The sequence below is a fragment of the Xenorhabdus budapestensis genome (genome assembly GCF_002632465.1).
GTDB lineage: Bacteria > Pseudomonadota > Gammaproteobacteria > Enterobacterales > Enterobacteriaceae > Xenorhabdus > Xenorhabdus budapestensis.
Genome location: NZ_NIBS01000001.1, coordinates 330,452 through 343,710, shown reverse-complemented (window position 1 = coordinate 343,710; position 13,259 = coordinate 330,452). Strand labels below are relative to the sequence as shown.

Genomic DNA, 13,259 nt, shown 5'->3' with positions numbered 1-13,259 from the left:
AGAAAAGAGTGCTTGCAAATGCAGGCACCCTGTATTCTTTATTTACGGCTTTTTTAACATTGAGTATGCAGACTAGTGCGATCAATTGTTTAACATTGAATTAACAGCCCTAAATTTTAACTTATTTGTTAATTATCTGATAAGATTCAACAAATTAGCTTTAAAATCTTGGTGCCCGGAGGCGGAATCGAACCACCGACACGGGGATTTTCAATCCCCTGCTCTACCGACTGAGCTATCCGGGCTAACGGGGACGCATTAAACCGTATTAAGCCCAATTCGTCAATGACTTTCTGCATAAATTTATTTAAGTGCTTCCAATTTGCTCAATTAGTTATAAATATAAACAAAGGGCGGAAAGACAAATTCCTTTCCACCCTTTGTTTGTGGTGATTAATTATCGACGATAGCTTTTCTGTGCATTATTTACTTTCATCAAATAACGGCGTGATTCAGCCGATGGATGTTTATTTGTCAGTGTCTCATAAACATCGCCCGAAGCCATTGAGTTGATTATTTGAGCAGCTTTCTTCTTATCACTGGAAAATACCCTTAATACACTGCCCGCACCACCGTTATATGCTGTGATAACCGCATAGCGACGAGAGGTTGCATTTTGGATTTCACCTAAATAGATACTCTGTAATATCGCCAGATAGGCGGTGCCCGCATCAATGTTATTTGCAGGATCAAAAAGATAATTGCGGCTTGGTTGACCAGATTTACCCTGCATCTTGAATACATCCTTTCCGGCAGTATGTTGAACGACCTGCATTAATCCCAGTGCATCGGCATGGCTGACGGCGTAAGGGTTAAAACTGGATTCTGTTTGCATAATGGCAAGGATTAGCGATTCATCAACACCATATTTAATAGATGCTTTGCGAACCATTGACAGATATTTATGAGCTCGTTTGTCCAGATGGTTAGGAACTAACTGCATGGTGACAGACCAAATTACATGTAGCCCTGATTGACGTTTCTGTAATTTATTCTGGAGCAGGTAATTGGCAAAATGGTTTGCTCTCCATTCCCAACGAATTGGTTCACCCGTGTTATCCAAAACTTGTCCATATAGAAATGGTTCTTTGCTAATCTCGATATCATTAGAATCAGAATAAAGATCGATAGAACCTGGATCATCCCCCATCAACAATGTTGTTACAATCGCCCTGCGTAAATATTCAGTAGGATCAATAGGAGATATTGTTTCAATAGTGATCGTCCCCGCTTCAAAATTAATATGGCTGCGGGTTTTATATTGATCTGTATATTTTACGTAATCTTTAGGGCCAGCGATTAAAACTTCTTGTAATCCCCAGATATTTTCAATGTCATGAGCGAATTGCCCCATTAAGATATCAAAGCCATTAGTATCTTTTATATACTCTTCTTTGTATTCAATATCTTGTTTACTAGAACAGGAAATTAGAAGTGGGGTGAGCAGAAGTAGTGCCAGCAGTCTTTTCATTTTATGATGCCGTTGGGTATATAGGGTAAATTCTCATTTATTGGGTGATTTTTAGATCCTAGTTTCACCCAATAAATAATAGATGTTAAAGATTATCTTTCTGGCGGAGTGTAACCGTCAATTTGAATATCTTTCCCTTCAAACAGAAATTTCACCATTTCTTGTTCAAGTAATTTGCGATCTTCTGGGTTCATAGTGTTTAATTTCTTTTCATTAATCAGCATGGTTTGTTTGCTCATCCATTGTTGCCATGCCTCTTTAGAAATTTCATTGAAAATACGTTTTCCCAGTTCCCCTGGATATAACTGAAAATCTTGGCTTTCTGCTTCTCGTTGCAAAAAAGTACAAAAAATAGTTCTGCTCATGCTAAATCCTCTTAATCCTCAAAATAATGGAATGGAGCAAAAAATAGTGGGGCAAAGTTTAGCCCAACTGCTGCAAAAGGTACTCAACGGGTGCAGCTAATCCAATCGTTGCTGGCTGGCGTAAGTTATACCAAAGTCCTTTACTTTCATCCATGCAGGAATCAAAAGATAAAATATCAATTTTAATGGGGACGATATCCAGATGAAAATGGCTGAATGTGTGGCGAAATGCTGTTAACTGTTCAGGCTTGTTATGAGAAATACCCGATGCTTTCAGCCACAGTTCCAGTGAAGTTGCATCAGTAAATTGCGGGAATGCAAATAGTCCGCCCCAGATGCCGGATAGTGGGCGTTGTTCTAACCAAACTGTATCGCCATGCTGCATCAATAAAAAGTAAGCTGTTTTTTCAGGAATACTCTGTTTCGGTTTTTTCCCCGGATAGTTTGCCCAGCTGTGGTTGGCATAAGCGATGCAGCCTGCATTGAGAGGGCAAATTTCACATTTGGGTTTACTACGGGTGCATACCATCGCTCCCAAATCCATCATCGCCTGATTAAAATATTCAACATTCAGGTTGGGAGTAACGCGGGTACTGATATCCCATAATTGGTTTTCCACCTCTTTTTTTCCCGGCCAACCATCAACGGCATAGCAGCGAGCCAGAACGCGCTTAACATTGCCATCAAGGATAGGAAAGTGTTTTCCTTGAGAAAGCGAAAGGATGGCACCTGCGGTAGAGCGGCCGACACCGGGCAGAGCAACGACGTCATCAAAAGTAGTCGGGAGTTTTCCATGATGCCGTTCAACAATTTGTTGAGCCGCTTTGTGCAAATTACGGGCTCGTGCGTAGTACCCCAAGCCAGTCCATAAATGCAGAACTTCATCCAATGGTGCTGCTGCCAGTGATGCCACATCAGGGAAACGTGAAATAAACTTCTGGAAATAGGGTATAACTGTCGCGACCTGTGTTTGTTGCAGCATCACTTCTGAGAGCCAGACGTGATAGGATGTTTTTTCTAACTGCCACGGTAATGTCTTGCGACCATAACGGTGATACCATTCAAGTACTGCTTGTGAAAATTGCTCTGCTTCCATCATTAGAATAATTGTCTTTATATCTGATAATAGTTTCGTGAACAGGATTGCAACATAGTGTAACCTCAGTGTAAACCCGAACTTTGTTTCGAAGCGCCACACAATTTAACATTAAAGTTGTGCTTACAGGCATCGAACTTGATAAACTCAGCCATCTTTGCATAATTGCGCTCTCTTTGGGCAATCCTGCGGTACATAACGCCTCAGACGCCTGAGCAAATACCTTTAAAACTGATAGAAAGTACCAATAGACAGTACCATGATAAATAACGTAATTTCACCGGAATATGATGAAGATGGCAGGGCTTTGCGCCGTGTCCGCAGTTTTGTGCGTCGGCAGGGACGGTTAACGAGTCGTCAGCAGCAAGCACTTGATAATGTGTGGCCGAAGATGGGAGTAGATTATCAGCCAGAATTGCATGATATGGCAGAACTGTTTGGTCGTGCTGCCCCTATTGTGTTGGAAATTGGTTTTGGTATGGGGGCTTCTCTGGTCATGATGGCAAATCAGAACCCAGAGAAAAATTTTTTCGGGATCGAGGTTCATGCTCCGGGAGTCGGTGCGTGTCTGGCTTCCGCACAAGATGAAAATCTTAGCAATCTGCGTGTGATGTGTCACGATGCTATTGAAGTGCTGGAAAATATGATCCCGGAACAAAGTCTGGAAATGGTTCAGTTGTTCTTCCCTGATCCATGGCATAAAGCCCGTCATAACAAACGTCGAATTGTGCAGCCTGGTTTTGCTCAACTGATCAGAAGAAAACTGAAAATTGGCGGTGTATTCCATATGACGACGGACTGGCAGCCATATGCTGAACATATGTTAGAAGTTATGAGCGAAGCTGAAGGGTATCGCAACATATCGGAAAGTGGTGATTTTGTACCACGCCCTGATTCACGCCCTGTTACTAAATTCGAGGTGCGTGGTCATCGTTTAGGGCATGGTGTATGGGATCTAATGTTCGAGAGGGTAAAATAATGGCTAAAAATCGTAGTCGTCGTCTGCGTAAAAAACTGCGTATTGATGAGTTTCAGGAATTGGGTTTTTCAGTAAAGTGGAACTTCCCAGCCAATACCTCAGTTGAGGTTGTAGATAGCACAGTTGCTGCTTTGATTGAAGAGCTAATCGAGCCAAATGGCCTTGCTCTGGATGCCAGCGGTTATTTGCAGTGGGAAGGAATGATCTGCTTGCAGAAAATCGGTAAATGTACGGAAGAACATCGTCAGCTGGTTGCTAACTGGTTGAAAGATTGTGGTATGGAAGGGGTTGTTACATCAGAACTATTTGATGTGTGGTGGGATTGATTTGCTGTTGCATTAAAAATCGCGTTTTACACAATTAACAACGCTGTATGCAGGGGCTCCTTGTGAGCCCTTTTTTGTCTGGAGAAAAAGTGGTGAAGGTAAGGTTCTCTAATTCGTTATTGGCAGATATCTTAGATGAAGTACGCCCTTTGATTGGCCAAGGAAAAGTAGCAGATTACATTCCCGCTCTGGCAGAAGTTCCGGTAAATAATTTTGGGATGGCTATTTGTACGGTTGATGGGCAGGTTTTTAAAGCAGGAGATGCAGAAAAACGTTTCTCCATCCAATCCATTTCCAAGGTGTTAAGTCTGACATTGGCAATGACACGTTATAAGGAAGAAGACATCTGGCAACGGGTAGGTACAGAGCCTTCGGGACAACCATTTAACTCATTAGTGCAGTTGGAATTGGAAAAAGGTATTCCCCGTAATCCTTTTATTAATGCAGGAGCATTAGTTATCTGTGACATGCTGCAATCACGTTTGAGTGCGCCTAAGCGTAGAATGCTGGAGTTTGTACGCAGCCTCACAGGGCAAAAAGTTATTGGCTATGATGATATTGTTGCCCGCTCAGAGATGGAACACTCCAGCCGTAATGCCGCAATTGCTTACTTGATGAAGTCATTCAGTAATTTTGAAAATGATGTGCTCACTGTTCTGAAAACTTATTTTCAGTACTGCGCCCTGAAAATGAATTGTGTTGAGTTATCTCAGTGTTTTATTTACTTGGCTAACCAAGGGCGAATGATAGATTCCGGTCAGCAAATTTTAAGTCTCCGACAAACTAGACAGATTAATGCCCTTATGTTGACGTGCGGTATGTATGATGGTTCAGGTGAATTTGCTTTCAGGATCGGTATGCCCGGAAAATCGGGTGTTGGCGGAGGAATTGTCTGTGTGGTTCCGGGGGAATTCACTGTCACGGTGTGGGCTCCTGAACTGGATCGTTCGGGCAACTCTTTGGCAGGTTGCGCAGCGCTGGAAAAATTAGCCGGACGTATCGGGCGTTCTATTTTTTAATTTGAAACCTTAGCAGATAATTGCGGAAGCCCCATGATGATGAGTAAGGGATCGCAAAGCCGAGGATACCAGGAGAATATATGTTACGAAAAATTGTGATGGCTGCATCGCTGTTATTTGTTGCTCAGGTACAAGCGGGTTCAGAATGCCGGACAACACTTAAAGATGACATTATTGTTACACCAGAATCTGTCCAGATGATTGGTGAAAATGGCAACCTGAAAATTCTGCCTGATGGCTCTGTGTTTCGCAATGATAAGGCATTGTCGCTGAATGCTGATCAACGTAGCAAAGCGAAACAGTATCAGCAGCTTGTCCGTCAGGATTTACCCTGGGTGAAGAAGGCGGCTTTAAGTCATTTGGCAGGCGCGCGTCAGGCACTGGATCAAGTTGTTGCTGAAACAATGGGAAAGGATAGCAATATTCGTGTCCGCTTGAGCCAATTGGAATCTGGCCTGAATAAGCAAATTGATAAGGTACTGGAAACCCGCCCCAATGGTATTACCTTTAATTATCAGGCAGTCAAACAGGTAGAAACGGAAGGGCAGAACCTTATCCAACAGAGTTTAGGCGGTATTTTGCAGGACAGTATTAATGAAATGAGCCGTAAGACGAGTAATCAGAATGGTGACGGCAAACAGATGTTAATGTCTCTCCTTGGTGGATTGGGAGGTGCACAAAATGACTTTGACGCAGAATGGAAAAAACAGGAAAAAGAGCTGAAACGCTTTAGAGGAGAGGTGTGTAATAAAGCTGATAAGCTGGAACAGTTACGTACCAACCTTTTGAATTACATTAACTAAATCACAATACGCTCTATATCAAATAAGAATCAATATGAAATTGATTCTTATTTGATTGACATCCTATGTTTGGCCCCTAGAATGCAAATCACTTCTTTATTCACATGATTAATTCAGGTGCCACAATGAAAAAGATCCTGCCAATTGTTTTAGCCTCATTGTTCTCTGTCACTAGTCATTCCGCATTTAGCCAGCAATCCGAAACATTTACGCCAAATTCAGTAATAGCTCAGTCTGGTGAGTATGTCACAATAAAACATCTTTCCGGTGAAACTAAGGTCAAAAAAAGCCCTGAAAGAGTGGTCTTATTTGATTTTGGTACTTACGATTCCATGGCAAAGTTAGGGTTAGCTGAACGTGTTATTGCATTGCCTGAGGAAAGCTTGCCTGAGTATGTGCGCAGTAGCATATCTGAAAATATGTATGATGCCGGAGGAATGAAATCACCGGATTTGGAAAGAATGGCTGAAATCAAACCGGATTTGATTGTTATAACTGGGCGTCAGAGATCTTTTTATGATCGTTTATCAAAAATTGCACCGACTGTAGATTTAAGTACGGACAGTAAAAACTACCTGCCATCCGTGGAAAGTAACATTAAATTATTAGGTGAATTATTTAATAAACAGGATGCCGTGAAAACTCATTTGGCTGATTTGGAGAAAACCATTGCGGTAGCGCAGAAAAAAGCAAAATCGTCAAATAGTAAGGCACTGGTTTTATTGCACAATGCTGGTGAATTATATCCGAATAATCAAGCAATTGTTTACAATGTGATAAAAACACAACGTGCAGAATTGCCGCCTAAATCAGATAACGATAAGAGCCGAGTTGTTACACCAGAAATGATTGCGCAGGCAAATCCTGATGTGATTTTTATTATCGATCGCAGTAAAGCGATTGGGGCAGGGGAACTGACAAAATCTCAGTTTGAAACTGAACAGGTGAAATCAACGAATGCTTATAAAAATAGCAAAATAGTCTATCTGCAATCTGATTTATGGTATCTGTCTGGTGGTGGGTTAGATAGTTTGACACGTCAGGTTAATGCTGTTGCTGATGCGTTGTAATTATACACACTAATCTATTTTCTCTTACATGATCAAATAAGGCTGCTCCTTTGGTTTCAGGTGCAGCCTTATTTTTACCAGAATGGTTTTCTGCAAGAACAGTTTTCTACAGGAACAATTCCAACAGTGAATTTAGGAATAATTTGCCGTGTTTAGTAATTTGCCAGTGTGTATCGCTTTCAGTGATATAGCTTTTCGCCAGCGCCTTATCAATTTGTGGACGGATAGCGTTTTCTGGTAATCCAGTAAAATGGCTGAAATCTTGCCGTGGCATTGCTTCCAGCAGACGAAAACGGTTCATGAAAAATTCAAATGGACGATCTTCATTATCCACCTGATTTTGTTGATCCAAATAACGCCCCTGCATATAGCCGCGCGGATGTTTGGTTTTCACTGTACGCAAGATATGCCCATCAGCAAACGAGATCTTTCCATGCGCACCACAGCCAATTCCCAAGTAATCGCCAAAACGCCAGTAATTGAGATTATGCTGACATTGATAGCCGGGTTTGGCATATGCTGATGTTTCATACTGCTGATAGCCTGCCGATGTTAATAATTGGTGACCTTGAGAGAAGATATCCCATAGTGCATCATCATCTGGCAAAATTGGTGGGCGGGAACCGAAACTGGTATTGGGTTCAATCGTCAACTGATACCAGGACAGATGGGGGGGAGAAAGTTCAATGGCCTGGCACAAATCGTTCAGCGCTTCATCCAATGTCTGGTTAGGCAAACCGTGCATCAAGTCCAGATTGAAACTACGTAATCCAAGCCCATCCGCTAATCGTGCCGCCCGTTTAGCTTCTTCCGGGCCGTGGATACGTCCTAAACGGATCAGTTTATCAGAGCCAAAGCTCTGTACCCCTATTGAAATCCGGTTAATACCCGCTTGTTGATAGGCACTGAAACGATCAGCTTCAACGGTTCCCGGATTAGCTTCCATTGTAATTTCTGCTTGTGGGGAAAGTGGCAGTGAATCTCTGACTCCATCAAGCAATCGTTGCATCCCTACAGCGCTTAGTAAGCTGGGTGTACCACCGCCGATAAATATCGTCGATATCTCACGACCATCAACCATCGGCAGGTCATTACGTAAATCAGCCAGTAGATGTTCGACATATTCCTGATGTGGTACATCCCCCTTTAACGCATGTGAATTGAAATCACAATAAGGGCACTTCTGTACACACCAGGGAATATGAATATAGAGACTAAGTGGTGGTAATTTAAGCATTACGCATAGCTTCCAACAGCATTTTTAAGGCTTGCCCACGATGTGAAACAGCATTTTTTTGCTCACGACTCAGCTCTGCTGCTGTACAGCCAAATTCTGGTACATAAAAAATGGGATCATAACCAAAACCACCACTTCCAGCAGGCTCCTGGGTGATAACACCAGACCAGCGACCGTGGAAAACCAGGGGTGTTGGATCTTCTGCATGACGTAAATAGACCAGAACACAATTAAATTGTGCTTGGCGTTGTTCATCAGGAACATCGCGCATAGCTTCTAGCAATTTTTCCAGATTATCTTGATCGGAAGCATCTGTTCCCGCATAACGGGCCGAGTAGATGCCCGGAGCACCATCTAACGCATTGACTGATAGCCCTGAATCGTCAGCAATAGCGGGTAAACCTGTGACAGCCGCGGCATGGCGAGCTTTGATGATAGCATTTTCAATAAAGGTCAGACCTGTTTCATCCGCCGAGTCCACGTCCAATTCAGTTTGGGCTACGATAGCTAAACCAAAGTCAGCCAGCAAATCGGCCAGTTCACGTACTTTGCCAGCATTTCCCGTTGCGAGAACAACTTTCTGCATTGTTATTATCCAATTAACTTATTATTTATTAACCAATTAAGGTCGGAACTAACCACGCCAAAACATCATATCGGAGAGCATTTAGCGCATACAGGATCAATATAACAATCATGGCTGAGAAATCGATCCCTCCCATTGCAGGGATAATTCGACGGATCGGCGCCATCAGTGGTTCTGTCAGTTGGAACAGAACATAATCAACAGGATTACGTCCCTGGCTGATCCAACTCAATAATGCACGGACGATGACAAGCCAAAATACCAATTTTCCGGCAGCGGTAAGCAGTTCGATTAGCCCGATCAGGAATATCATGGCAGAAGGCAGTAAGAATTGTCCTGCTGCTAACCAGAAAGGTAGTAACATTTTGATAAGGACAAGCAAGTAAGCTAAAACAACTGATGCTGTATCAATGGGACCAATAGCGGGGATGACTCTACGCAATGGGCGTACCACAAATTGGGTGATTTTGACGATAAATTGTGAGAATGGATTATAAAAATCGCAACGCGCCCATTGCATCCAGACCCGAAGCAGTAAAACTGCGATATATAAGTCCAGAACCGTAAAAAGGAGAAAGTTTAAGAATTGCATGTAACAGCCCTGATTAAATTATATTTGATTGATTTAAAATAATTTTTCCATTTTTTGTGCCCGGCGGATTGCTCCCTGCATGGCTTGGGATACAATTTCCGGCAGATCGCCTTCGTAAAAAATACGTAATGCTTCGGCGGTTGTTCCCCCTTTAGATGTTACCTGTTCGCGCAGGAGAGAAAAAGGAAGTTCTGCTTGTGATTCAGCAAGTTTAGCTGAACCAATGGCCGTTTGCAGGACAAGTTCTCTGGCTGTCTGGCTGTCGAAGCCCAGACGTTCAGCTTCCTGTTGCATCGATTCCATAAACAGGAAGAAATAAGCCGGGGCACTTCCTGCAACCGCAATAATACTGTTGATACGATCCTCATCCTCCACCCAGCAGACTTTACCGACACTATTCATCAATGATTCAGCAAATTGGCGATCAGACTCGCTGACCTGTTCAGGAGCGAACATTCCGCTGATCCCTTGTCCAATCAGAGCAGGGGTATTTGGCATAATACGGATAATATTGAGATTATCTTGCAGAAATGAGTAAAAGCGGGAAACAGGAATACCGGCAGCAATGGAAAGAACGAGTTTTTGGTCGAGATTTACCTGTGAACGCAAGGGGCCACAAACTTCTTTCATCATTTGAGGCTTAACTGCTAACACAATAACATCTGCCTCTTGGGCATAGCGAATATTATCACTTTGGCTGTTAATGCCATACTTTTCAACCAAAACATCACGGCGAGTCGTACTTGGTGAGCAGACAGTGATAAGTTCGGCAGGATAACCTTTTTTGACCAATCTGGCGATGATGGCATGAGCCATATTTCCAGCGCCGATAAAGGTGATTTTTTTATTTTCCATGAAGAAATTGCCTCGAATATTATCTGGTTAATTTTGTTCAGTTAATTTGGCAGAGCTATATTGGCGGGCACCGAAAATTGCTGTTCCAATGCGTACTAAAGTTGAGCCACAAGCTATAGCTGCTGCCATATCATCAGTCATTCCCATAGAAAGTGTATCTATTTGTGGATATTGTGCCTTTAATTTAATAAACGCTTGTTCCATTTGGCGAAAAACGTCTGTTTGTCGTTCAGAATCACTTTCTGGTGCAGGGATAGCCATCAAACCACGCAATACCAGATTAGGCAGGGAGTTGATAATTGCTGCCAGTTCCTCCAGTTCTTCCAAAAGAATACCTGATTTACTGCTTTCCCCACTGATATTAATTTGGATCAGGACATTCAGTGGGGCCATGCTTTTAGGTCGTTGTTCGCTCAAGCGCTGGGCGATTTTCAAACGGTCAATGGTATGACACCAGTCAAAATGTTCGGCTACCAGACGGCTTTTATTAGACTGCAAAGGGCCGATAAAGTGCCACACTAAATCGTCGTGGTTAGCAAGCTGTTGAATTTTTTCAATACCTTCCTGAACGTAATTCTCACCAAATTCCCGTTGGCCTGTAGCTATAGCTTTTGCGATAGCTTCCACAGGTTTGGTTTTACTGACTGCAAGTAACGTAATTTCTTCTGGAGAGCGTCCGCATTTTTGAGCCGCAAGGATGATGTGGTTCCTGACATCGTGAAGATTTTGTTCGATATTGTGCATAAGAAACTCAGGAGATTAAAAAATGAATATGGAAAAATTAGTGGCCCTTAGTGTAAAGCATAATGCTTCCGATCTGCATCTTTGTGTCGGGCAAGTACCAATTTTGCGCATCAATGATATGTTGTATCCACAAACACAACTATCAGAAATTGATGGTAACTTCATCATGGCATGGAGCAAAGCAGTATTGTCCGAAGAACAGCAGCAACAGTTACAGATAGTCGGGCATGTCGATCTTGTCTTAGAAATGTCGGATAAACGGCGGCTAAGGGGAAATCTATTCTATCAACAAGATCATATTTCATTGGTGCTACGGTTAATTCCTGATAAGTGCCCGACGTTGGAACAACTATATGCTCCAGAGGTTATCCAACGCCTTATTATACAGGAAGAAAACAATCTGACAGAAAATGGCTTGATATTAGTGACAGGAGCAACCGGAAGCGGTAAATCGACGACATTGTCAGCGATGATTAATGCTCTCAACAATCACGTCAGAAAACACATTGTCACGTTGGAAGATCCGATAGAATTTGTACACCGCAGCCGAAACTGTTTAATACAGCAAAGGCAAATCGGGAAAGATGTGCCGGATTATCAAACTGCATTAAAAGGGGCATTACGGCAAGATCCTGATGTGATCTTGCTAGGGGAATTGCGCGATAAGGAAACGATCCGATTAGCATTGACAGCCGCTGAAACCGGACACTTGGTTCTGTCAACACTACATACTCGTGGGGCAATTCAGGCCATAGATCGTCTGGTGGATGTTTTTTCTGCTGACGAAAAGGGATGGATATGCAGTCAACTGGCGGGTAGTTTAAAGGCGGTCATTGCCCAACAATTGCTTCCTGCTAAAAACGGAGGCAGGGTGGCTATTTATGAAGTTCTAGTCGTCAACCAGGCAGTCAGCCATTTGATCAGGGAAGGAAAAAATCACCAGATAGCAACATTAATGCAGACAGGATCTGCCTGCGGTATGCAAACTTACGAGCAAAGCCGCCAACAGCGCAAATCGTCGGGGTTGCTAGTGGAATAATGGCATGATGGAAAATTCATCATGACCAGAATTCACAGTGATCGCTGTTTTTGGCTATGAATACTGTCGCTCAAACCAGCTTTCCAGAATGACGACAGCAGAAGCGGAATCAACTTTGCCTTTATCAAGAGCGCGATATCCACCATGATCAAACAGGTGAGATCGTGCTTCTACCGTGGTTAGGCGTTCATCGTGTAGCTCAACCTGGATGCCAAAACGACCGTGTAAACGGTTAGCAAATTTGCGTGCCTGTGCTGTAACCAGTTGCTCTGTACCATCCATATTGAGTGGCAGGCCAACAATGACCAAATCGGGTTGCCACTCTTTGAGGAGCTTTTCAATCATATCCCAATTGGGAGAACCTTCTTTTGCTTTGAAAGAATCTAATGCTCTGGCTGTGCTGGTTATTTCCTGCCCGATAGCTGCACCAATACTACGAGTACCAAAATCGAATGCAATCACTGTGCGATTTTTCATCAGGCATGTCCTGCTTGTAATGCGAGATTGTGGATCTTAATTCCCAATAAGGATGCGGCTTCACGCCAGCGGTCGGTAACAGGGGTATTGAAAATAATGGAGGCTTCTGCACTGACGGTAAGCCAGCTATTTTCCATAATTTCTTTTTCCAGTTGGCCTTTTTCCCAACTTGAGTATCCAAGAGTCATTAAAACATTTTTCGGTTGGCGTGGTGTACCTAGTGCTTCCAACATATCTTTGGAAGTGGTAACCATCGTTTCATTAGAGATTTGGATGCTGGAACTGAAGCCGGGTTGTGGTGTGTGTAAAATAAAACCATGCTCTTCAGACAGTGGGCCGCCAGCCATTACAGGCTTATTCAGATTGATATTATCGTCTCTGTCTTCGGGGGCGATACCCAACTTCTTCAAGATCCCTTGAATAGAAATCTGAGCTATCGGTTTATTAATAATTAACCCCATTGCCCCGTTTTGATCATGTTCGCAGATATAAACTACAGAACGATTGAAATAAGGATCTGTGAGCGAAGGCATAGCGATGAGAAAATGATGCTGTAGATTCATGTGCTTTCTGATAGTTATTTTTACAATGTACGAATGG

16 protein-coding genes and 1 tRNA gene are annotated in these 13,259 nt (G+C 42.9%); 6 read left to right on the top strand and 11 right to left on the bottom strand.

Annotation, left to right across the window (positions count from 1 at the left end; all coding sequences use genetic code 11):
* Positions 1-169: 169 nt before the first annotated feature.
* From Xbud_RS01700 to mutY, 4 genes are all read right to left on the bottom strand, one after another.
* Positions 170-245: transfer RNA gene (locus Xbud_RS01700), tRNA-Phe, on the bottom strand.
* A 152-nt stretch (positions 246-397) separates the two neighbouring features.
* A complete protein-coding gene (gene mltC / locus Xbud_RS01695; protein ID WP_099134432.1) occupies positions 398-1,471 on the bottom strand; it encodes a membrane-bound lytic murein transglycosylase MltC in 1,074 nt (357 codons plus the stop codon).
* A gap of 92 nt (positions 1,472-1,563) precedes the next feature.
* Positions 1,564-1,836: an oxidative damage protection protein gene (locus Xbud_RS01690; protein ID WP_099134431.1), complete on the bottom strand. Its 273-nt coding sequence runs from the start codon at positions 1,834-1,836 to the stop codon at positions 1,564-1,566.
* A gap of 58 nt (positions 1,837-1,894) precedes the next feature.
* Entirely contained in the window at positions 1,895-2,935 is a 1,041-nt protein-coding gene (mutY, locus tag Xbud_RS01685; protein ID WP_099134430.1) for an A/G-specific adenine glycosylase, read from the bottom strand.
* A 256-nt stretch (positions 2,936-3,191) separates the two neighbouring features.
* On the opposite strand from mutY, the gene trmB reads away from it, so the two are divergent.
* From trmB to Xbud_RS01660, 5 genes are all read left to right on the top strand, one after another.
* Positions 3,192-3,911, top strand: coding sequence for a tRNA (guanosine(46)-N7)-methyltransferase TrmB (gene trmB / locus Xbud_RS01680; protein ID WP_099134429.1), 720 nt, complete (start codon positions 3,192-3,194; stop codon positions 3,909-3,911).
* Positions 3,911-4,237, top strand: a complete 327-nt coding sequence (locus tag Xbud_RS01675) for a YggL family protein (protein ID WP_099134428.1) — start codon at positions 3,911-3,913, stop codon at positions 4,235-4,237. The genes trmB and Xbud_RS01675 overlap by 1 nt, the downstream gene beginning before the upstream one ends.
* Before the next feature lie 47 nt (positions 4,238-4,284).
* Positions 4,285-5,256 carry a glutaminase B gene (gene glsB, locus Xbud_RS01670; protein ID WP_099134427.1) on the top strand — a complete coding sequence of 324 codons (972 nt, stop codon included), beginning with the start codon at positions 4,285-4,287 and terminating at the stop codon, positions 5,254-5,256.
* 80 nt (positions 5,257-5,336) lie between these two features.
* A complete protein-coding gene (locus tag Xbud_RS01665; RefSeq protein WP_099134426.1) occupies positions 5,337-6,059 on the top strand; it encodes a DUF2884 family protein in 723 nt (240 codons plus the stop codon).
* A gap of 125 nt (positions 6,060-6,184) precedes the next feature.
* Complete coding sequence (locus Xbud_RS01660; RefSeq protein ID WP_099134425.1) at positions 6,185-7,129, top strand: siderophore ABC transporter substrate-binding protein; 945 nt, start codon at positions 6,185-6,187, stop codon at positions 7,127-7,129.
* Positions 7,130-7,235: 106 nt separating this feature from the next.
* Here Xbud_RS01660 and hemW read toward each other — a convergent pair whose 3' ends face one another.
* Genes hemW through Xbud_RS01635 form a run of 5 tightly spaced genes read right to left on the bottom strand, consistent with a single transcriptional unit; the run spans position 7,236 to position 11,143 of the window.
* Positions 7,236-8,366 (bottom strand): radical SAM family heme chaperone HemW, encoded by a 1,131-nt coding sequence (gene hemW, locus Xbud_RS01655; protein ID WP_099134424.1) that lies wholly within the window; start codon positions 8,364-8,366, stop codon positions 7,236-7,238.
* Positions 8,359-8,952: an XTP/dITP diphosphatase gene (locus Xbud_RS01650; protein ID WP_099134423.1), complete on the bottom strand. Its 594-nt coding sequence runs from the start codon at positions 8,950-8,952 to the stop codon at positions 8,359-8,361. Before Xbud_RS01650 ends, hemW begins: the two co-directional genes overlap by 8 nt.
* Positions 8,953-8,980: 28 nt before the next feature.
* Positions 8,981-9,544: a YggT family protein gene (locus Xbud_RS01645; protein ID WP_099134422.1), complete on the bottom strand. Its 564-nt coding sequence runs from the start codon at positions 9,542-9,544 to the stop codon at positions 8,981-8,983.
* Between the two features lie 33 nt (positions 9,545-9,577).
* Positions 9,578-10,399, bottom strand: coding sequence for a pyrroline-5-carboxylate reductase (gene proC, locus Xbud_RS01640; protein WP_099134421.1), 822 nt, complete (start codon positions 10,397-10,399; stop codon positions 9,578-9,580).
* Positions 10,400-10,426: 27 nt separating this feature from the next.
* Positions 10,427-11,143 (bottom strand): YggS family pyridoxal phosphate-dependent enzyme, encoded by a 717-nt coding sequence (locus Xbud_RS01635; protein ID WP_099134420.1) that lies wholly within the window; start codon positions 11,141-11,143, stop codon positions 10,427-10,429.
* 22 nt (positions 11,144-11,165) lie between these two features.
* Between Xbud_RS01635 and Xbud_RS01630 the strand changes: the two genes are divergently transcribed.
* Positions 11,166-12,182 (top strand): type IV pilus twitching motility protein PilT, encoded by a 1,017-nt coding sequence (locus Xbud_RS01630; RefSeq protein WP_099134419.1) that lies wholly within the window; start codon positions 11,166-11,168, stop codon positions 12,180-12,182.
* A gap of 54 nt (positions 12,183-12,236) precedes the next feature.
* On the opposite strand, the gene ruvX is transcribed toward Xbud_RS01630, so the two are convergent.
* Positions 12,237-12,659, bottom strand: a complete 423-nt coding sequence (gene ruvX, locus Xbud_RS01625) for a Holliday junction resolvase RuvX (protein ID WP_099134418.1) — start codon at positions 12,657-12,659, stop codon at positions 12,237-12,239.
* A complete protein-coding gene (locus Xbud_RS01620; RefSeq protein ID WP_099134417.1) occupies positions 12,659-13,222 on the bottom strand; it encodes a YqgE/AlgH family protein in 564 nt (187 codons plus the stop codon). The genes ruvX and Xbud_RS01620 overlap by 1 nt, the downstream gene beginning before the upstream one ends.
* Positions 13,223-13,259: the final 37 nt, after the last annotated feature.